The organism is Kocuria sp. GQ42, assembly GCF_059758435.1.
This window is the reverse complement of record NZ_JCAXEN010000001.1, coordinates 449710-468381: the sequence shown is the minus strand read 5'-3', so window position 1 is coordinate 468381 and position 18672 is coordinate 449710. Positions and strand designations below refer to the sequence as shown.

Sequence of the window (18672 nt, the reverse complement as noted above, 5' to 3'; positions counted from 1 at the left end):
TGCGGCCACGCTGGCCGCTCAGTGGCCGCCGCTGACCGCTGACCAGCTCGACCGCGTGTCCATGCTGCTGCGCCCGACGTCCACGGACGGGGGCGCGGCCGCGTGAACCCCGGAGACAGCACGAACCCCGCGCCGGTGAACTTGGGGGTCCACGGCGCGGGGCTCGTTTCAGGAAACTTCGACGGCGACGCAGAGCCGACCGTCACCCACCAGTCTATCTGCCGTCACACGACCACGGCCCCGGAAGCTTCGGCGGATTGGTGGGCCGGCTACGCCGCCGGATACCTCGACCGTGGCGCCGAGGACGCCCCGCTGATCGCTGCGGCCGCCCGCGGTGGAGAACAGGCCGGACGCACCGGAGAGCGCCGCGCCATCGATGCCCAGTACGCCGCCCCGGACACCGAGCACCGGGACCGTGCGAAGGAAATCGGCAAGGGCCTGGATGCGGTCACTGCCCGGAACGCTGCCGCCGAACACGCCCGGCAGTCCACCTACCGGGGCGGGCCCGTGGACTTCTTCACCGGCCAGCCCGCCCAGCACGGCAGGGGGTGGGTGGCATGACGCACTGGACCGACTCACCCGCGTTCGACCCTGCCAACCCGTTCGGCGCCGACTTGGAGGGCGGGCGCCCCCTGGACCACGCTCACACCACGTTCACCCGCTGGCTGGGGGCCTCCTACGACCTTCAGGCGCTGGACATCGTGCTCGCCACGGCAGCAGTGCAGCACCTCGACGGCGACCCGGTGTGGACCATCCTCATCTCGGGCGCCGGGAACGCCAAGACAGAAACCGTGGCACCACTGGCAGGAGCCGGAGCCTACGTGGAATCCGCGATCGCCTCCGAAGGTGCGCTGCTGTCGGGCACCGCCAAGAAGGAACAGGCCAAGGACGCCACCGGCGGACTGCTCCGGAAGATCGGAGACCACGGCACTCTCGTCCTGAAGGACTTCACCACGATCCTGTCCATGAACCGCGACACCCGGGCCGCTGTCCTCGCCGCACTGCGCGAAATCTACGACGGCAGGTGGACTCGCAACATCGGAGTCGACGGCGGCCGCACCCTCGCCTGGGAAGGCCGGTTGACCCTGATCGGGGCCGCCACCACCGCCTACGACCAGCACCACGGCGTGATCGCCGCCATGGGCGACAGGTTCGCCCTGGTCCGCACGGACTCCAGTCGCGACCGGCTCGCCTCCGGGCGGCAGGCATTGGCGAACGTCGGACACGAAACCGCCATGCGTCACGAGCTCGCCCAGGTCGCCGGGCAGGTACTCGCCCAGGTCAACACCGACGTGCCCCTCCCCGAATGGATGTGGGACCCGCTGCTCCACGCCGCCGACCTCGTGACTCTTGCGCGGACCGCCGTGGAACACGACAACCGCGGGGAAGTCATCGATGTCGGCCAGCCCGAGGCGCCTACACGGTTCGCCAAGATGCTCGCCCAGGTCGCCCGCGGGTTGCTCGCGATCGGTGGCACCGAGCACGAGGCCATCAACGCCGCCCTGCGCGTCGCGCATGACTCCATTCCCCCGCTGCGGCTGTCCGCCCTGCGTTGTGTGCAGGTTGACCCCGGGACGACGTACACCCGTGTCGCCCAGCACTTGCAGAAACCCAAGTCAACGGTGCGGCGGAAGGTCGATGAGCTGACCGCTCTCGGGCTGCTGACGCATGACTCCGAGCCTCGCCTGGACAATTCCGGCCGCGAGGTTGGACAGACATGGCGTCACGAAGTCGCCGCCGAGGTGGACGTGGCTGTGGTGGATCAGCTCGATGCGGTTGCCGTGGTGGCGTGGAAGGCCGGATCCACGCCGCACGAGGGCGGTCCGGAAAAGTCAGTCCATGCACACATGGACACAAAGAAGGGCCTTGAAGGGCTCCACACCCCTACTGACGTTTCCGGACCGCCCCTGTTCTGCCTCCACTACGGCTGTACTGCCTCGGCCACCCCCGGCGCGAAGCTTTGCCCCGATCACGCCACTACCGCAGAGAGTGAGACCGCCGCATGACCCCCTATATCGAGACGTTCTCCGCCCCTGGCGGGATGGTCCGCGCCCTCCTGGATGGGCAGGCCTTGACCGCCGAACTGGTGCGCGCGCTGCCCGTGCGGGCCGTGGCCCGCCCCGACCTGCTGGACGCCACCCCGCTGCTGTCAGTGACCACTTCCCGCGCTTACGCCTGGACCCAGTTGGAGGCGGGCCGCCGGACCACGACCACCAGCCCGGCCGTGGGTGAGTGGATTGCCGCCGACCCGGCCGGGCGCCTGGTGCTGATCGTGGCGCTGGCCCTGCCTCCGCAGCGGTGGGGTACGGGGCTGCCGCACCTGGCCTTCGAGGCCCGCCCGCACTTCCCCCCGGCGACGGTAACTGTCGAATCCGCCCGCCACGTCCACGCCGCCGACATGGCGAAGCGGTGAGCACAACGGTCGCCCCGAAGCCGGGGCCCTCGCACATGGCGAAGCTCTTGAAGGATTGGAAGGGCAACGCCCGCCGGTGGGAGCAGCGGGCGAAGGAAGCCCGCCACACGGTCCAGTTGGCGAACTCTGCCCGGGACCACTGGCGGGAGCGTGCCCGTGCAGCTGAACGCCGCCATCTCATCGCCCAGTCCGAACTCGCCCAGGTGCGCGCCGAGCTGGAACGGGTGCGCGCCGCCCTCACGGAAGGAACCCGCCCATGAGCACCCCCGTAGTCCCCACCTGCCCTGACTGTGGCGGCCCCTGGTTGGACGGTTGGCGGTGGGCGCATGTGCCGCTGCGCTGCCTGCTGCGGGCCGCTGACGACGCCACGCAGGCCGCCGACAGTGACCGGACCACGGACACCCGCCCGCCGTTCACTCGGCCGGCTACGGCCACCGAGGCCGCCCTGTGGGCCGCCGTCACCGGCACGGCCCTGCCCCCGGGTGCGGTGACGGTCGTGCACGCCGCGGGCGGGTACTGGGCGAGGGAGGTCGGTGGGCACCTGAACGCCGCCGACGCCCTGGCGGCCACCACACCGATCACCACCCCCGAAGGAGAAGCAGCATGACGACGACTGACACCGAACAGCCCCAGGACTCCGCGCAGGAGCCGCAGGAGCCCACTGAGGAGCCGCAGGACGCCCCCGAGGACGCGCAGGAGGAACAGGAGGCGCAGGAGGGCGCTCAGAGCGAGAAGGGAAACCGGGAGGCGGCGAAGTACCGGACGCGGCTGCGCGCCGCCGAGGCCGACCTGACGGCTTCCCGCGCCCAGGTGACCGCTCTCCAGTCCGCCGCCGTCGCCCGGGAGCTCAACGCCCTGGAGGTCCCCGCAGAGGTCTTCGCGCTGGCGCATGAGCCCGGCGAGTTCATCGGCCCTGACGGCACGGTGGACCGCGATGCCCTGGTCGCCGCGGCCGGTGCGGTGCGGGAACGGTTCAACCTCCGCCCGCCCATGGTCGCTCCGTCGGCACCTCTGCTGGCCCCGGGCGGGGAACGTCCCGCTGCGCGGTCGAGTTGGGCAGACAAGCTCCAGGGGTAAGGCCACAAGCGCTGTGGGAGGACAGGTGATCAACACGCAACATCTGTCCTCTCACAGTGCATTTGTAAATCCGCTGCCCTACGCTTCCAACATGGCTCTCTTCAAGTGGAAAAAGAAAAACGCTTCTGCACCGGCACCGACTACCGAGGATCCCACGCCGACCCCCGAGGCACCTCCGGCACGTGAAAAGAAAACGCTTCGCCTGCCTGTCGCAGAACCCGGCCTGCGGTGCGCAGGGTCCCACTATTTCGAGGACGCCATAGCCAAAGTCCCTTACCCTGGTGACGTTGACGTTGAGCTCGTGCTCCGACCCCAGGGCGACTGGCAAAAGGTTCAGATTTTTTACGGCGGTGAGCGGATTGCTGGGGTCAATCAGCAACAAGACGAACTGCTGGCCGTCCTTCGTCGTGTAGCGCCACGAGGGACTCGTGTAGTGGCTACCGCAAGTACGCATCAGGAAAACTCGTTCACCATCGGCGGCCCCGCGTCGGATGCGACAACGCGCACTCGCGTCACCCTCATGGTTCCGCACCCGGAACGACTTGATGCCTGGTTCCGTGCCACGCCGGAGAAACGCGAGAGCCTCACCCTGTCCGAGCCAGTGCCGCACAAAACTGTGCTCAAGGAGCAAGGAAAGTTTCAAGACGGCTTGCGTGCCGCGGCCGCGGGACGCGATGAAGCAATCGTCATGGTGGACATCGTGAGCATGACGGAGGAACGAGGCAAGTACGCGGGTAGTCCTCGACTGGAGTTCAAATTTCAAGGGCAAACGGTCGGTGTTCTGCCGGGGCGGTACTACGAGGACGAACAAGCACTATTCGATGCTGTTCTGAACGACGGCATGTCTTCCGTTGAGGTTGAAATCAGAGATTCGTCGTACAAACAAGGAGAGCTATACTCACGCGCCATTTATAGCGTCCCACGGAAGTAGGGAAGTACAATAAGGAACGTGGATTCCCTCCCTGGTTGGAGGACTCACGCCCCTTACTGGCTCCCTGCGGGAGCACGGATACCGGCCCTGGTGGCCCACCCGGTCCCACGCACCATATCCGCACAACCGCAGGGAGCTTTCTCATGACCACTTCCACGACTACCACCCCCCGTGCCTGGCTTCCCCAGGACATCCTTGACCTGGTGGTGCAGCCCGTCGGCACGGGTTCCATTGCGGCCCAGGTCGCCGCCTACAGGACGGGTCTCACCGGCAACGCGCTCCGGGTCCCGCTCGTGACCGCCGATCCGTCCGCCGCCTGGGTCAACGAGGGCGAGGAAATCCCGCTGTCCGAGGCCGAGCTGGGCGAAGTCGAAGCCGCGTACCGCAAGCTGGCCGGGCTCACGGTCGTCTCCCGGGAGCTGGCCGAGGACACGGACCCGGCCGCGGCCGAGCAGATCGGGGAAGGGCTGGTGCGCGACCTGGCGCGCAAGCTCGACGCCGCGTTCTTCGGTTCCAACGCCGCCACCCCCAAGGCTCCAGCCGGGCTGGAGGACCTCCAGGGGGTCACGGTTATCGAAGCGCCCGCGACTTTGAGCGACCTCGACGCCTTCTCCGTGGCCCGCTTCCGCGCCGCCAACGTCGGCGCGCGGCTGTCCGGGTTCGTCGCCCACCCCGACGACGCCGAGGACATCGCCACCCTGAAGGAGACCAGCACGTCCGCCAAGCGCCTGCTGTCCCCGGACGCCACCGAGGCCGGGCAGCTGCGCATCGACGGCATCCCGCTGCTGACTTCCCCGGCGGTCACGGCGGGCACCATCTGGGGCATTCCCCAGGGTCGCGCAGTGATCGGCGTCCGGCAGGACGTCGACGTGCGCTCCGACAGCTCAGCGTTCTTCACGAGTGACCGGGTGGCGATCCGGGCCATGCTGCGGGCCGCGTTCGCGTTCTCCCATCCGGCGGCCGTAACTCGGATCAGCCTTGGGGCAGTCGCCTAGGCCACGGCATCATCAAGTCCAGGCTTAGCATGGACCTAACGAACAATGATGTTAGGACCTAGAGCATGAGCACGAAGGAAAAAGCCAGTTGGTTAACAGTGGGCATCAGCGCTCTTGTTAGTGCTGCAGTTGCAGTGATGGTCGCCTTTGCCACTAACTGGTTTCAGGATAGGACGGAACACGAGAAGTGGTTGAGGGATCAACAGCTAGTTGCCTATTCGGAATTCGCTTCGACCGCGAATAATTGTTTTTGGGACCACCAAGAGGATCCCGACACACTGAATTCGTGCATATCCAAACTGCAGTCCCAAATTGTCGCCGTGGACTTGGTCGGAACTCCCGAAGCGTTCGATGAAGCATTCGGGACTCTGGCCATATTCTGGGGCGTCGAAGATCTTGAACCTGGGGAGGAGTACGACGGAGTCGAAGACCAACTAATAGAGCTGAGAGACCAGTTTAGGAGTGATCTCATATCTAACTGATCTTCCTATCTCCGATCAGTTAGCCCGCGATCCGAGTCCGATAGGAGGCCGGCAGGCACTGGCGTCACTGCAAGCTTCACCTTCGGCCGGGTGGGAATCCGCGTCATGTTGCCCACGCCTTTGCGTTCTCCCTCTCCGTCGCCGTGTCGCGGCCCAACTTTGGGCGTGATGCCTATCGACCGCAACGAACTGAGTGAGTCGATCCTTGTCGTCGACCATGTCCGTTGGCGACACGGGCTTGCGATATACGCTCTGCGAGCCCGGCTCAAGGGGGCAATGTGGCACCGTAAGACCATGACCGAAAGTATCGACGAGGCAGTCAAGGCCTACTACGCTAATCGCGAGTTATGGCGCGATGAATCACGTACACGATTTTTTCAAAACCCCGGTGCATACTACTGCTCCAAGTTTATGCATGAGGCTCTCCTCGAAACCATCCGAGCTCTAGAAGGAGAATGGCACGCGCACGGGGATGCTGATCGATACAGGTTAGGTCTTGTCGTCTCATATATCCGCACCCAGTTCATTGTCATCGAATGCGCCACAAACTCAGAACTGATCGAAGGCACCACTTTGCACCGGAAGCAGATGGAAATCTATGCGCGGTTGCAGGAACTGGACGGCCCGAAACCTCTCGGTCGACTGTTGGGGCAAACCCCTCAGGTCACACATATGCGAGTGGAACTGAAGCGACTGTATGGCGAATATTCAGGAATCGCTCACTCATCTACTCTGGAGTCAATTGCGCTACTCGGAGAAAAAGCGACAGAGTATGGTGCAGGTATTACGCTTTACCCGAAATACACGGCAAATTCTCTTATTCTGCTTCACAACTCCGCGCTTATATTCCTTCACTTCCTTCTTTGGCTCTCAGACTACGACCGCGAACATGACCTGAATCTAGGTTTGGAGTTAGTGGAGATATCGGCTGCATCCCTCCTTGCCATGCTTCAAGAGTGGGATCCCCAAAAAGAGGAAAGCTTCGACCCTCCGAAGTGAGTATGTCGCCACCAGGGGGCATCCCCGGGGGGCCCCGCGCCCCGGGATCGCCAGGCATAGGCGCTCGGGCTGCCGACAGGTCTGGGTCCTGGGCGTCAACGTGCGCCCTGGGAGCCCTCAGCGGCCCGCTCACGGGCTAGCGGCGGCCTCCGGCGGCGCGCCTGGGCCTGCCAGGGTCGAGGCGGCCACGGCGCTCCGGCGACTGTAACGCTAAGCTCGCCAGGCGATACGGGGTAGGCCTCCGGGGTTCAGCTCATGGGTGGTCGGACTTCCCCGCGGGGAATTCCCGCCAGGCGCCGCAGGTGCTCGGCGTCGGCCAGGAGTTCACGCCGGACGATGAGCAAGGCGGCCCGGTAACCGGCCTCAAAGCTGTCCGGGTCCACCTGATGGTCGCCACGTTCTTCAAGCCACTCCGTGACTGCTACGACTCGTGTCTCCAGCTCGGCGGCACCGGCCACGAGCTGGTCGGCGGTGCGCTGGCATCGGTCAGCGGGAACGGTGGCCGGGTGCGGTTGCTGCGGGATGTTGTTGCTCATGGTGACGTTCTCCTGTCTGTGGGGCAGTGCTCGGGACTTCCCGACGCTCGTGCTGTCTTTTCTGCTGTCCGCCTACTTGCTGGGGTGGTCTGTGGGAGTGGACTCAACGGCAACGCCGGGCCAGCCTGGGGCTCGGTTGCTCGGTTGGCGGGCAGGGGTGTGCCTCTAACGCTCCCGGCGTGAGGAGCGGTAGAGGCGCGCTGGCGTCCAGCCCGAGACTTCGGAGACGGCCGTATGGGGGTCACTGCGTGACCGGTAGCGCGGCCCACGGCGTTACTCGTGGGCAGTGGCGGCATGTGCACGCAGCTCCGGCGACATTTGGTCGCTGTAGGGCTTGGCACTCCTTCGATCCCGGCGATTGCTCGACCCGGTGACGGCCCCTGTCTGCGTGCTCGACTGTGAGAACCGGCTCTAACCCGGGGAGGGCCGCGGTGCGAGGATCAGCTCGCCAGGACTGTGTGCCCTGTGTCTCCGTCGGCTGGCGGTGTTGATTACGCGGGGTTGCCTTCGCCGCGTTGGGCGGTGTCTGCGGGGCGCAGACGGTGAAACGGAGAAGCCGCCCGGAGCAACCAGCTCGACGGACGGCTGTACGGATGTCAGGGAGTTGTCATAGCCTGGACATGAGCACGGCGGTTGTGGTCGCTGTTGCTCCACGACCCCCGGAGGCTGCAACCTTGCGGGGGTTTCTCTTGTGGTGAGTGCGACGGTATGAGGGCAGCCCGCTGTTGAGCGCGATGAGCATGTCCAGGCTCTCCGCCTCCCGGACCTCCCCGACCACGAGCCGGTCCGGGCGCATCCGCAGCGCCTCCTTGACGAGCCGGCGCAGGGGGATCTCGCCGGTGCCCTCGAGATTGGGCTGACGGCACTGCATCCCCACGACGTCGCGCAGCGGGACCTGCAGCTCGAAGATCTCCTCGACCGTCACCACCCGCTCCCGGGGGCCGATCGAGGCGCACAGACAGTTCAGCAGCGTGGTCTTGCCCGCCTGCGTGGCGCCGGAGACGAGGACGTTGAGCCCGCTGGCCACGGCCGCGTCGAGGAAGCGCGCGGCGCGCGGCGGCAGCGCGCCCAGCTCCACGAGATCGTCCAGGCGCCGGGCCCGGGCCACGAACTTGCGGATGTTCACGGCCCAGTGCCGGCGCGTCACGTCGGGGATCACCACGTGCAGCCGGGACCCGTCCGGCAGCGCCGCGTCCACGAACGGGGAGGACAGGTCCAGGCGACGGCCCGAGGACTTGAGCATCCGCTCCACCAGGTTGCGGATCTGGGCCTCGGTCAGCACGAGGCTCGTCAGCTCGGACTCCCCGCCGCGGGCGGCGTAGACCTCCGCGGGGCCGTTGATCCAGATCTCCTCGATCCGCGGGTCGTCGAGCAGCGGCTGCAGCGGGCCGAACCCGGCGACCAGGTCCAGCAGCACCCGCCGGGCGGCGTCCAGGTCCGCCAGGGCCGGCAGCACCCCGCGCGCCGAGCGCTGGTCGTAGTCGCGCACCGCGGCGTCCACCAGCTCCCGGGTCCGCTCCAGCTCGAGCACCGGGTCCAGGCCGCGGCGCCGGATGAGCTCGCGCACCTCGGCCTCGACCAGCCCGAGCGCGTCCTCGGAGAGCAGTGCCGTCATCCGTCCCCCTGCGCGTTCCCCGGCGCGGGATCCGCGCCGGCGGCGCTCCCCCCGGAGCGCATGCACAGGAACATAGGCCGATCCGATGTCGTCCCCACAACCCCCGCGCGGGCTCCTGTGGACAGCCGTCGCTGACCTGCGACGTTGTTCCCGTCCGGAAACACATGAAGTGTCACAGGATGCGGGCGCATGAAAGCAGGTCGGCGAGGGCCCCGTCCTGAGAGGGCGTGCAGGCCGGGCCGCCGGGCCGTAGGGTGGGCGGGCGAACACGCTCCCCACCGGGCGTCCGCGTCACGGCACCCCCGTGCCGCACGCGCTGCCCCCGATCGCAAGGACCGCCGTGACCCATGTGACCACCGAGCAGGACGGCACACGCCCCGACGTCGCCGCTCGTCTCCGGGCGTTGCTCCGCGCGGGCGTCCCCTACGCCGGAAACCTGCTCACGAGCGCGGCCGGAGCGGCCCTCGGCCGGCACCTGGTGGCCCCGTCGCCGGTCCCGAGGGCAGCCGTGCCCCGGGACTGGCCGGCCGTCTTCGCGCACCGGGGCGGCGCCGAGGTCGCCCCGGAGAACACCCTCGAGGCGTTCCGGGCCGCCGCGGCCCTCGGGGACGTGGTGCTGGAGCTCGACGTGCAGGCCTCCGCCGACGGCACGGCCGTGCTGATGCACGACCTCACGGTGGACCGCACCACGGACGGGACCGGCGCCGTCGCGCTGATGTCCGCCGCGGAGCTCCAGCGCCTGGACGCCGGGCACGCGTTCACCCTCGACGGCGGGACCTTCCCGTGGCGGGGGCGCGGGGTGCACGTCCCCACGCTCGCGGAGGTCTACGAGGCGTTCCCCGAGCACCCCGTGGCGATCGAGCTCAAGGGCAACCGTCCCGGCGCCGAGGAGATCGTCTGGCGGGCCGTCCGGGCGGCAGGTGCCCAGGAGCGCACGCTCGTCGCGACGAACCGCACGGCCTCGATCCGGCGGTTCCGGCAGGTCTCGGGCGGAGCGGTGCCCACGGCGGCCTCCCCCACGGAGTTCGCGGCCTTCCGGCTGCTGTGCCTGCTGGGCCGGCACCAGCACCACACGCTCCCGTTCCAGGGCCTGCAACCGCCGGACTCGCTCCTGGGCCTGCGCGTGCTCACGCCCGGACTCGTGCGCAGCGCCCAGCAGGCGGGTCTGCGGGTGGACGTCTGGACCATCGACCGGGAGGACGACATGCGCCGTCTGCTGGGGTGGGGGGTGGACGGCGTCATGACGGACCGGCCGGACCTGCTGTCCCGGGTGCTCCGGGAGGCCTGATCCGCGCCGGGGCCGGTCAGGCCGCGGGGCGCTGCGCCGGAGAGGTCTCGGCGAAGTCCCGCACCGAGGCGCGCTGGGCGTGCTCCGGGGCCGGGGCCCAGGGCCGCTCCGCCTCGGCGACGGCGATGTGCCGGGCCAGCCGGGTCACGTTGACCTCCTGCTGGCGGTTGCGCAGCGCGGAGGTGGCCTGGGTGATCATGAAGATCACCACGAAGCCGTACAGGACGAGGTCGGTGCCGCGTCCGATCCCGAAGAAATGGGCCACGCCCGTGAGCAGGTCGGGGAAGAAGATGGACAGCGCCGCGAAGACGAAGAAGGCCAGGCCCACCACGCGGCGGATCGCCTGGTGCTTCGCGTTGGCCCCGCCGCGGATCAGGGCGAGCGCGCCGTAGCCCACGGCCAGGACCAGCAGGATCTGGACGGCGTAGATCATCGGACGGCTCTTCCCTTCGACGGTGCGGACTGGGTGCGGACTACTTGACGAACAGCTCGGCGAGGATGTTCACGCCGTTGAGCAGCGACTGCCCCTTGGACTTCGAGTAGTCCGTGTAGATGATCTCCACCGGGTGCTCGACCCAGCGGGGCCGGATGTCGGCCAGCTGGTTGACGATCTCCGAGGCGTGCGCCATCCGGTTCTGGGTCAGCCGGATGCGGGTCAGGGTGCCCCGGTCGATGGCGCGCAGCCCGTTGTGGGCGTCGGAGAGGTCCATGCCGGTGGACAGCTTCGAGAAGAACGCGGCGGTGCGCAGCACGACCCGCTTGAGCGGGGAGATCCGGGTGCGCCCGTCGAGGAAGCGGGAGCCCAGCACGACCTCGGCCTCGCCCGAGCGGATCCGCTCGACCATGTCCCACGCGTCGGTCACGCGGTGCTGGCCGTCGGAGTCGAAGGTGACCACGCAGTCCATTCCGGGGTCCTGCAGGGCGTACTCGAAACCGGTCTGCAGCGCCGCTCCCTGCCCCAGGTTGATGGGGTGCTGGACGACGACGGCGCCGGCCTCGGCGCAGATCCGGGCCGAGTCGTCGGAGGATCCGTCGTCGACGCAGACGACGTGCGGGAAGGTCTTCCGGAGCTCCTTCAGCACCTCTCCCACGACGGCCGCCTCGTTGTACACGGGCATGACGATCCACGAACGACTCACCCGGACATTCTCGCACAGCGCGCCGGACCCGCCCGTCAGCTCGGCGGCCGGACCCGGGCCGGCCGCTATGATCGACCCGACCCTTCCCCCCACCGTGAGGACAAGACCGTGCCCGCTGCCAGGCAGAGCCCCGCAGGACCGACGTGCTGACGGACTGGGGACCCCATCTGCCGGCGTTCCTGGTCCTGCTGGCGTTCCTGTGGCTGCCGGGGCTGGCGCTGCTGTGGGCCTTCGGGCAGCGCGGGGGCCGGATCCTGCTGACGGCACCGGTCTTCAGCGTCGCCGTCGTCGGGCTCACGGGCGTGGTCCTGGACCTGGCGGGCATCCCCTACGGCGCGCTCACCCAGGTGGCCGCCGCGGTGGTCCTGGCGGCGCTGGCGTGGCTGGTCGGCCGGCTCCTCCCCCGGGGCGGCCACGCGCCCGGCCCGCACGACGCCGGTGCGGACCCGGCCGACCCGGCGGAGCGCTCCGGCGGCGCGGGCCGCTGGCTCTTCCCGGCGGGCGCGGCCGCCGGGCTGGCGATCGGGGCGGTGCTGCTGGTGCGCCGGATGGTGTCCGTGATCGGACACCCGGAGGCGATGGCCCAGCGCTGGGACAACATCTTCCACCTCAACGCCATCCGCTACGTCGTCGAGACCGGCAACGGCTCGACCCTGACTTTGAACCGGATGGTCAGCCCGGAGAGCACCATCGCGCTGTACCCCGCGGCGTGGCACCAGCTGGCGTCCCTCTCGGTGCCCCTGGCCGGCGACAGTGTGCTCGTGGCCCACAACCTGACGCTGCTCGCGGTGGGCGGGCTCGTCTGGCCGGCCTCGTGCATCTTCCTGGTCCGCTGCCTCGTCGGCCCGTCCCCCGTGGCGGCCGTGGTCGCCGGCACGGCCGCCGCCGGGTTCAGCGTCTTCCCGCTGGGCCTGATGGCCTGGGGGCCGCTCTTCCCCAACATCCTCGCCCTGGCGCTCGCCCCCGTGTCCCTCGGCCTGCTCGTGCGGCTGCTCGGCCCCGGGGTGAGCGCGGACCGGACGGCGCGCACCCCGGACGCGGCCGGCCGGGTCCGGCTGGCCGCCAGCCTGGTGGTCACCCTCGGCGCGCTGTTCGTCTCCCAGCCCAACGCGTTCCTCGCCCTGCTCGTGGTCGCGGTCCCCCTGGCGGCCACGGCGTGGTGGCTCGGGCTGCGGGCGGCCGCGGGCGCCGGGCGCCGTGGTCCCGCCCTCGGGCTCGCGGCGGTCGCGGTCGTCGTGGTCACCACGTGGCTGCTCCTGTGGAACGTCCTGACCACGGACCGCGCGTGGGACCCCTTCACGTCCTTCGGCCGGGGCGTGGGCGAGGCCGTCGTGCTCACGGCGAACGGCCGCGACGACGTCCCGTGGGTGCTCGTGGTGCTGACCGCGGCGGGGGTCTACGCCGCGATCAGCCGCCGCCGGCTGCGCTGGCTGGTGCTGGGGCACCTGTCGCTCGTGCTCCTGTACGCGGTCTCCGCCGGTGGGGAGGAGGGCCCCTGGCGGGAGTGGTTGACCGGGGGCTGGTACGTGGACTCCTACCGCCTGGCGGCGACCCTCCCGCTGACCGCGGTCCCCCTCGCCGCCCTCGGCGCCGCGCACGTGGTGGAGGGCCTGGCGGCCGGCGCCACGGCGTTCGCCTCGTTCGCCGGCCGGCCCCGGGCCGCCCGCGCCGCCCTTCCCGTCGCGGCCGTCGTGGTGCTCGCCCTCGTGGTCCCCTACTCCCAGGTCGGGTCCCTCACCCAGGCCACGCGGTGGGGCAAGCAGTACTACGCGTGGGAGGGCGCCGAGAGCGTGCTGACCCGGGACGAGTACGAGCTCCTGGAGGACCTCGACGAGCTCACGGACCCCGAGGACGTCATCGCCGTCAACCCGTGGAACGGCGGCTCCCTGGCGTTCGCGGTCGGTGAGCGGCCCGTCACCCAGTACCACGTGGGGACGCCCGGCCCGGAGGTGCGGGAGATCGTGACGGGCATCGACGCCGCCGTCCCCGGCAGTCCCGCGTGCGAGGCCGCCGAGGAGCTCGACGTCCGCTACGTCCTGGACTTCGGGACCCAGTTCATCATCCCGGACGAGCCGTCCGCCCTCGCCTACACCGGGGTCAACGCCGTGGACCCGGCCGTGGACCTGAACCTGGTGCTGGTCGAGCGCAACGGGCAGGCCGCGCTCTACGAGATCGTCGGCTGCGACGGCGCCTGATCCTGCGGCGGGCCCCCCGTCCTGCGACGGACGACGGGCCGTCCGGTTCCTCGCGGAGCCGGGCGGCCCGTCGTCGTCCCCGGGGCGCGGGCAGGAAGGATCGTCAGCCGGCGTTCTCCGCGGCGCGGAACTGCTCGATCACCTCGTCGATGGGCCCGTCGCTGCGGACCCGGCCGTGCTCGATCCACACCCCGCGGTCGCAGACCTTGCGGACCACGTCGAAGTCGTGGCTGACGACGAGCAGCGTCTTGCCCTCCTCGGAGAGCTCCTTGACCCGGCCCAGGCTCTTGCGCTGGAAGGGCTCGTCGCCCACCGAGAGGATCTCGTCGATGATGAAGATGTCCGGGTCGGTGAACACCGCCACGGCGAAGGCCAGGCGCAGGTACATGCCGGACGAGTAGAACTTCACCTCGGTGTCGATGAACTGCTCGATCTCGGAGAACGCCACGATCTGGTCGAACTTCCGGTCGATGTCCTCCTTGGACATGCCGAGGATCGCGCCGTTGAGGTACACGTTGTCGCGGCCGGTGAGGTCGGGGTGGAAGCCGGCGCCGACCTCGATCAGCCCGGCCACGCGCCCGTTGACCACGAGCGAGCCCCCGTCGGGGCTCATCACACCGGAGACCAGCTTGAGGAACGTGGATTTCCCGGAGCCGTTGAGCCCCACGAGCGCCACGCTCTCCCCCGGCCGGATGCTGAGGCTGAGGTCCTCGAGGGCCCGGAAGCGGTTGGAGATGTCCTGGCGCCGCCCCCGCGCGAGCCACATCACCGTCTCCTTGAGGGAACGGGCGTGGCGGAGCGAGAACTCCTTGGCCAGGTGCTCGGCCACCACCGCGGGCTCGGCCGGCGGGGTGGTGCGGTCGGTGCTCATCGTCACAGCTCCTGCGCGAATCGGCCCTCGAGGCGACGGAACAGCAGGTCGCCCAGGAACATGACGACCGTGACCACCAGCAGCGCCACCGGCGTCCAGAGGGAGAACAGGTGGGGCGGCACCTCGTGGGCGCCGGGGGTGGTGGTCGGCAGCCAGAAGGCCGCGTGCGAGAGCTCCACGGCCACGGTCAGGGGGTTGAGCATGAACCCGGCGAACCACACCGGGCCCAGGACGTCCCGGACCATCGTCCACGAGTAGAGCACCGGGGCGGACCACGTGCTGACCATGACGATCAGGTCCACGAAGTTCTCGGCGTCGCGGAAGAACACGTTCGCCGCGCCGAAGAGCATGCCCAGCCCGGCCCCCAGCAGACCCACGATCAGCAGCGCCGCGGGCACGGCCAGCAGCGAGATCCACGTGGGCGACCAGCCCACGATGAGGGCGGCCAGGAGCATGACCACCAGCTGCGGCATGAGGTGCACGCCGGCGACCCACACGGAGGCCACCGGGAACATCTGCCGGGGCAGGTAGATCTTCTTGATCAGGCTCGCGTTGGCCACGATCGAGCGCGCCGCGTTGCCGAAGGACTCCGAGAAGAAGTTGATCAGGATGATCCCGGAGAACAGGTACACGGCGTAGTTCTCCATCCCGCGCTCCAGGCCCAGGAAGATGCCCAGGGCCACGTAGAAGACCACGAACTGGATCCCCGGCTTGACGTAGGACCACAGCAGCCCGAGGACCGTGCCCCGGTAGCGGATCTGCAGCTCCTTGTCGACCAGCAGCTTCAGCAGGTAGCGCTGGCGGAACACCGCCGGCAGCCCCGTCCCGGGGGACGGCCTCCGGACGACCGTGGCAGCCGGCATCAGGCGCCGATCTCCGAGTGCTCGCGGAAGGTCGCCTCCCAGGCCGCCATGGAGGTGACCTCCGGCAGCGCGGCCCGGTAGCGGCGGGACAGCTCCGGCCAGCGCAGGGCCAGCTGGGCGTGCAGCCGCAGGGACTCCGCCATCAGGGCGCGGGCCTCCCGGGGCGAGCGCTTGTACCAGGTGTAGCCGGTGCCGTCCGAGGCGGAGACCAGGGCGCTGTCGTAGCGGGCGAGCCGCCACCACCGGGCGTCCTGGTAGGGCAGGTGCACCTGCGGGTGCTGCTCGGCCTGCTCCTGCGGGCGCACGGCGAGGTGGCGCACCACGGCGGTGGTCGCGGAGGTGAGCACCTTCAGCCCGTGCGGGGCGGAGAGCCGCCGGGTCCGCAGGGGCTTGGCCGACGCGACCGTGGGGTAGGCGTCGAGGTCCGACTCGTAGACGGCGTCGGAGTGCTGGGTCATCATCCGGCGCACGTCGCGGATCCGCTGGGGCAGCAGCTCGTGCAGGGCCTCCGGCCCGGCGAGGACGTCCCGCAGGGCCAGGACCCGGGCCTCCTCCGCGAAGTACTGCATGGACAGCAGGTGCCGCAGGTCCTTGATCCCGTTGCGCCCGAGCACCTCGCCGCCGCGGTCGAACGGGGAGTGCAGCAGGGCGGCCACGAGCTGGTTGCGCTTGTGGAAGTACGCCTGCCAGCTGATGGTGTCGTCCTTGTCCGCCCAGGCCAGGTGCCACACGGCCACTCCGGGCAGGGACACGGTGCGGTAGCCGGCCGCCTTGGCGCGGATGCCGTACTCGACGTCGTCCCACTTGATGAACACGGGCAGCGCCAGGCCGATCTCGCGGACGACCTGCGTGGGGATCAGGCACATCCACCACGCGTTGTAGTCCACCTCGATGCGGCGGTGCATCCACGCGGTGCTGCGCAGGTTGCTGCGGCGGAAGTCGTGGCCGATCTCCACGCCCTCGCCCGCGGGGCCGTACTGGAAGCTGTACGGGTCCATGGCCTCGCCGAAGTTGTGGATCTTCGTCGGGTTGAGCAGGTCGATCATGTGCCCGCCGACCAGCGTGGGCCGCTTGCAGAAGTCGGCGAACACGCTGATCCGGCGCACGGCCTCGGGCTCGATCTCGACGTCGTCGTCCATGAGCAGCACGTAGGTGCTGTCGGCGCGCACGGCCTCGTACATGCCGCGGGCGAAGCCGCCGGCCCCGCCCAGGTTGCCCTGGTCGATGACGCGCAGCCGGTCGCCGAAGCGCTCCTGGACCTCGCTGAAGCCCGGCTCGTCGACGACCTTCTGGTTGCCCTGGTCCACGATCACGACCTGCGCGACCTGCGGCAGGTGCTCCCGCTGCTCGTCCAGGAGGCGGGCGTTGGTGAGGCAGTAGGAGGGCTTGTTCATGGTCGTGATCTGGAGGGTCACGGACCCCTCCGTGGTGCCCGTGCCGTCGCCCAGCCACTGGGCGCCCAGGACCTCGAGCTCCTGGTCTCCCGCGGTGGCGTCGAACCAGTACCACCCGCCGTCGGCGAAGGCCTTCAGCGGCAGCACGACCTCGGTCAGCCGCTCGGCGCCGGAGACCTCGTGCACCGACACGGGCACGGACTCGCCGCGCGCGTTGGAGCTGTGCACGTTCACCGAGCCGCGGCCCGTGGTGCGCACGCGCAGCACGACCTCGCGCAGGTGGGTGTTGTGCCGCCAGTAGCTGGCCGGGAACGCGTTGAAGTACGTGGCGAAGGACACGGTGCTGCGGGCCGGCACGCGCACGGAGGTGCGGCCGAGGATCGCCACACCGCTGGCGGCCCCGGCGTCGGAGGCCACGTTGACCACGATCTGGGGCCGCTGCTCCTTCGTGTCCTCCTGCTGGGCGGCGGTGCCCGTGTCCGCCCGGGAGTCCAGGTAGAGGGGCTGGGTCGGGAAACGGTCCTTGGCCGGGAAGACGAGCTCCTGCAGCACCCGGTAGGAGGTGCCCTCGGTGCCGGTCCGTTCGGTGTCCTGGGTCGTCGCGGTCACGCGTCCACTCCCCCGCTCTCGATGGTGGCCCCGCCGGTGAAGTGGGGCTTGAGCTTGTTGTCGACCATGGACAGCGCGGCCCCGATGGCCATGTGCATGTCCAGGTACTTGTAGGTGCCGAGGCGGCCGCCGAACAGGACCTTGTCCTCGCCGCGGGCGAGGTCGCGGTACTTGAGCAGCTTCTCGCGGTCCACCGAGGTGTTGACCGGGTAGTACGGCTCGTCGCCCTTCTCCGCGAAGCGGGAGAACTCGCGCATGATCACCGTGGCGTCCGTGGTGTAGTCCCGCTGCGGGTAGAAGTGGCGGAACTCCAGGATCCGGGTGAAGGGGACGTCGGGGTCCGGGTAGTTGATCACCGGGGCGCCCTGGAAGTCCTCGATCGGCAGGACCTCCTGCTCCAGGTCGATGGTCCGCCACGAGAGGTCGCCCTCGGCGTAGTCGAAGTACCGGTCCACGGGTCCCGTGTAGACGACCGGGACCTGCCCGGAGACGGCGGAGCGGGAGTAGTCGTGGCCCTCGTCGAAGAAGTCGGTGTCCAGCCGGACGTCGATCTTGGGGTGGTCCGCCATGCGCTCGAGCCACGCGGTGTAGCCGTCCACCGGCAGGCCCTCGTACTTGTCGTTGAAGTACCGGTTGTCGTAGGTGTAGCGCACGGGGAGCCGGTTGATGATCGAGGCGGGCAGGTCCTTGGGGTCCGTCTGCCACTGCTTGCCCGTGTAGTGCTTGATGAACGCCTCGTAGAGCGGCCGGCCGATGAGCTGGATGCCCTTGTCGTTGAGGTTCTGCGGGTCCGTCCCCGCGAGCTCCCCGGCCTGCTCCTGGATCAGCGCCCGGGCCTCGGCCGGCGAGTACGCCGCGCGGAAGAACTGGTTGATCGTGCCGAGGTTGATCGGCATGGGGAAGACCTCGTCGTGATGCCGCGTGTAGACCCGGTGCACGTAGTCCGTGAAGTCGGTGAACCGGTTCACGTAGTCCCAGACCCGCTCGTTGGAGGTGTGGAACAGGTGGGCGCCGTAGCGGTGCACCTCGATCCCGGTCTGGGGCTCGTTCTCCGTGTAGGCGTTGCCACCGATGTGGGGCCGCCGGTCGATGATGGCCACGTCGAGGCCCAGCTCGTTGGCGGCCCTCTCGGCCACGGTCAGGCCGAACAGGCCGGACCCTACGACGACGAGATCTGCGTTCACGGGCTAACTCCTGGGGTTGGTGTCCTGGTGGGCCCGGCCGGCGTCCGGCCGGTGAGGGGGCGGCACGGGCGCGCCGGGCGT

The 18672-nt window shown here is 69.2% G+C and carries 18 protein-coding genes and 1 pseudogene; 11 read left to right on the top strand and 8 right to left on the bottom strand.

Features of this window, described 5'->3' with window-relative positions:
• Nucleotides 1–102 precede the first annotated feature (102 nt).
• The 9 genes from AC6CH6_RS02155 (at nt 103) to AC6CH6_RS02115 (ending at nt 6897) form a co-directional block, all read left to right on the top strand.
• Entirely contained in the window at nt 103–561 is a 459-nt protein-coding gene (locus AC6CH6_RS02155; protein ID WP_498253873.1) for a hypothetical protein, read from the top strand.
• A complete protein-coding gene (locus tag AC6CH6_RS02150) occupies nt 558–2006 on the top strand; it encodes a hypothetical protein (protein WP_498253872.1) in 1449 nt (482 codons plus the stop codon). The genes AC6CH6_RS02155 and AC6CH6_RS02150 overlap by 4 nt, the downstream gene beginning before the upstream one ends.
• Entirely contained in the window at nt 2003–2413 is a 411-nt protein-coding gene (locus tag AC6CH6_RS02145; protein ID WP_498253871.1) for a hypothetical protein, read from the top strand. The genes AC6CH6_RS02150 and AC6CH6_RS02145 overlap by 4 nt, the downstream gene beginning before the upstream one ends.
• Nucleotides 2414–2669: 256 nt before the next feature.
• Complete coding sequence (locus AC6CH6_RS02140) at nt 2670–3020, top strand: hypothetical protein (protein ID WP_498253870.1); 351 nt, start codon at nt 2670–2672, stop codon at nt 3018–3020.
• The gene (locus tag AC6CH6_RS02135) at nt 3017–3490 is read left to right on the top strand and encodes a hypothetical protein (protein ID WP_498253869.1); all 474 of its coding nucleotides are present in this window, start codon (nt 3017–3019) and stop codon (nt 3488–3490) included. The genes AC6CH6_RS02140 and AC6CH6_RS02135 overlap by 4 nt, the downstream gene beginning before the upstream one ends.
• Before the next feature lie 25 nt (nt 3491–3515).
• Complete coding sequence (locus AC6CH6_RS02130) at nt 3516–4421, top strand: hypothetical protein (RefSeq protein ID WP_498253868.1); 906 nt, start codon at nt 3516–3518, stop codon at nt 4419–4421.
• 143 nt (nt 4422–4564) lie between these two features.
• The gene (locus AC6CH6_RS02125) at nt 4565–5416 is read left to right on the top strand and encodes a phage major capsid protein (protein ID WP_498253867.1); all 852 of its coding nucleotides are present in this window, start codon (nt 4565–4567) and stop codon (nt 5414–5416) included.
• A gap of 65 nt (nt 5417–5481) precedes the next feature.
• Nucleotides 5482–5898, top strand: a complete 417-nt coding sequence (locus AC6CH6_RS02120) for a hypothetical protein (RefSeq protein WP_498253866.1) — start codon at nt 5482–5484, stop codon at nt 5896–5898.
• Between the two features lie 294 nt (nt 5899–6192).
• Entirely contained in the window at nt 6193–6897 is a 705-nt protein-coding gene (locus AC6CH6_RS02115; protein ID WP_498253865.1) for a hypothetical protein, read from the top strand.
• A 248-nt stretch (nt 6898–7145) separates the two neighbouring features.
• Here the strand turns inward: AC6CH6_RS02115 and AC6CH6_RS02110 are convergent, their stop codons facing one another.
• Nucleotides 7146–7433: a hypothetical protein gene (locus tag AC6CH6_RS02110; protein WP_498253864.1), complete on the bottom strand. Its 288-nt coding sequence runs from the start codon at nt 7431–7433 to the stop codon at nt 7146–7148.
• Nucleotides 7434–8127: 694 nt separating this feature from the next.
• Nucleotides 8128–9048: pseudogene (locus tag AC6CH6_RS02105) on the bottom strand (TadA family conjugal transfer-associated ATPase); the annotation flags it as partial.
• A gap of 340 nt (nt 9049–9388) precedes the next feature.
• Between AC6CH6_RS02105 and AC6CH6_RS02100 the strand changes: the two are divergent.
• The gene (locus AC6CH6_RS02100) at nt 9389–10336 is read left to right on the top strand and encodes a glycerophosphodiester phosphodiesterase family protein (protein WP_498253863.1); all 948 of its coding nucleotides are present in this window, start codon (nt 9389–9391) and stop codon (nt 10334–10336) included.
• A gap of 16 nt (nt 10337–10352) precedes the next feature.
• Here the strand turns inward: AC6CH6_RS02100 and AC6CH6_RS02095 are convergent, their stop codons facing one another.
• Together AC6CH6_RS02095 and AC6CH6_RS02090 are read right to left on the bottom strand one after the other, a co-directional pair.
• Nucleotides 10353–10769: a DUF2304 domain-containing protein gene (locus tag AC6CH6_RS02095; protein WP_109243504.1), complete on the bottom strand. Its 417-nt coding sequence runs from the start codon at nt 10767–10769 to the stop codon at nt 10353–10355.
• A gap of 40 nt (nt 10770–10809) precedes the next feature.
• Complete coding sequence (locus tag AC6CH6_RS02090) at nt 10810–11475, bottom strand: glycosyltransferase family 2 protein (RefSeq protein ID WP_240722694.1); 666 nt, start codon at nt 11473–11475, stop codon at nt 10810–10812.
• A gap of 143 nt (nt 11476–11618) precedes the next feature.
• On the opposite strand from AC6CH6_RS02090, the gene AC6CH6_RS02085 reads away from it, so the two are divergent.
• Nucleotides 11619–13670, top strand: a complete 2052-nt coding sequence (locus AC6CH6_RS02085) for a DUF6541 family protein (protein WP_498253862.1) — start codon at nt 11619–11621, stop codon at nt 13668–13670.
• 103 nt (nt 13671–13773) lie between these two features.
• Here the strand turns inward: AC6CH6_RS02085 and AC6CH6_RS02080 are convergent, their stop codons facing one another.
• The 4 genes from AC6CH6_RS02080 to glf are packed head-to-tail and all read right to left on the bottom strand — an operon-like array spanning nt 13774 to nt 18591.
• Nucleotides 13774–14541 carry an ABC transporter ATP-binding protein gene (locus AC6CH6_RS02080; protein WP_133411281.1) on the bottom strand — a complete coding sequence of 256 codons (768 nt, stop codon included), beginning with the start codon at nt 14539–14541 and terminating at the stop codon, nt 13774–13776.
• Nucleotides 14542–14543: 2 nt separating this feature from the next.
• The gene (locus AC6CH6_RS02075; protein ID WP_017833641.1) at nt 14544–15404 is read right to left on the bottom strand and encodes an ABC transporter permease; all 861 of its coding nucleotides are present in this window, start codon (nt 15402–15404) and stop codon (nt 14544–14546) included.
• The gene (locus tag AC6CH6_RS02070) at nt 15404–17407 is read right to left on the bottom strand and encodes a glycosyltransferase (protein ID WP_498253861.1); all 2004 of its coding nucleotides are present in this window, start codon (nt 17405–17407) and stop codon (nt 15404–15406) included. The genes AC6CH6_RS02075 and AC6CH6_RS02070 overlap by 1 nt, the downstream gene beginning before the upstream one ends.
• The gene (gene glf, locus AC6CH6_RS02065; RefSeq protein WP_133411283.1) at nt 17404–18591 is read right to left on the bottom strand and encodes a UDP-galactopyranose mutase; all 1188 of its coding nucleotides are present in this window, start codon (nt 18589–18591) and stop codon (nt 17404–17406) included. The genes AC6CH6_RS02070 and glf overlap by 4 nt, the downstream gene beginning before the upstream one ends.
• Between the last annotated feature and the right edge of the window lie 81 nt (nt 18592–18672).

Excerpts from the sequence above, each read along its gene's own strand:
- AC6CH6_RS02125 (WP_498253867.1), top strand. The coding sequence starts at position 4,565 with ATGACCACTTCCACGACTACCACCCCCCGTGCCTGGCTTCCCCAGGAC.
- AC6CH6_RS02120 (WP_498253866.1), top strand. The coding sequence starts at position 5,482 with ATGAGCACGAAGGAAAAAGCCAGTTGGTTAACAGTGGGCATCAGCGCT.
- AC6CH6_RS02115 (WP_498253865.1), top strand. The coding sequence starts at position 6,193 with ATGACCGAAAGTATCGACGAGGCAGTCAAGGCCTACTACGCTAATCGC.
- AC6CH6_RS02150 (WP_498253872.1), top strand. The coding sequence starts at position 558 with ATGACGCACTGGACCGACTCACCCGCGTTCGACCCTGCCAACCCGTTC.
- AC6CH6_RS02140 (WP_498253870.1), top strand. The coding sequence starts at position 2,670 with ATGAGCACCCCCGTAGTCCCCACCTGCCCTGACTGTGGCGGCCCCTGG.
- AC6CH6_RS02080 (WP_133411281.1), bottom strand. The coding sequence starts at position 14,541 with ATGAGCACCGACCGCACCACCCCGCCGGCCGAGCCCGCGGTGGTGGCC.
- AC6CH6_RS02135 (WP_498253869.1), top strand. The coding sequence starts at position 3,017 with ATGACGACGACTGACACCGAACAGCCCCAGGACTCCGCGCAGGAGCCG.
- AC6CH6_RS02075 (WP_017833641.1), bottom strand. The coding sequence starts at position 15,404 with ATGCCGGCTGCCACGGTCGTCCGGAGGCCGTCCCCCGGGACGGGGCTG.
- AC6CH6_RS02110 (WP_498253864.1), bottom strand. The coding sequence starts at position 7,433 with ATGAGCAACAACATCCCGCAGCAACCGCACCCGGCCACCGTTCCCGCT.
- AC6CH6_RS02145 (WP_498253871.1), top strand. The coding sequence starts at position 2,003 with ATGACCCCCTATATCGAGACGTTCTCCGCCCCTGGCGGGATGGTCCGC.
- AC6CH6_RS02095 (WP_109243504.1), bottom strand. The coding sequence starts at position 10,769 with ATGATCTACGCCGTCCAGATCCTGCTGGTCCTGGCCGTGGGCTACGGC.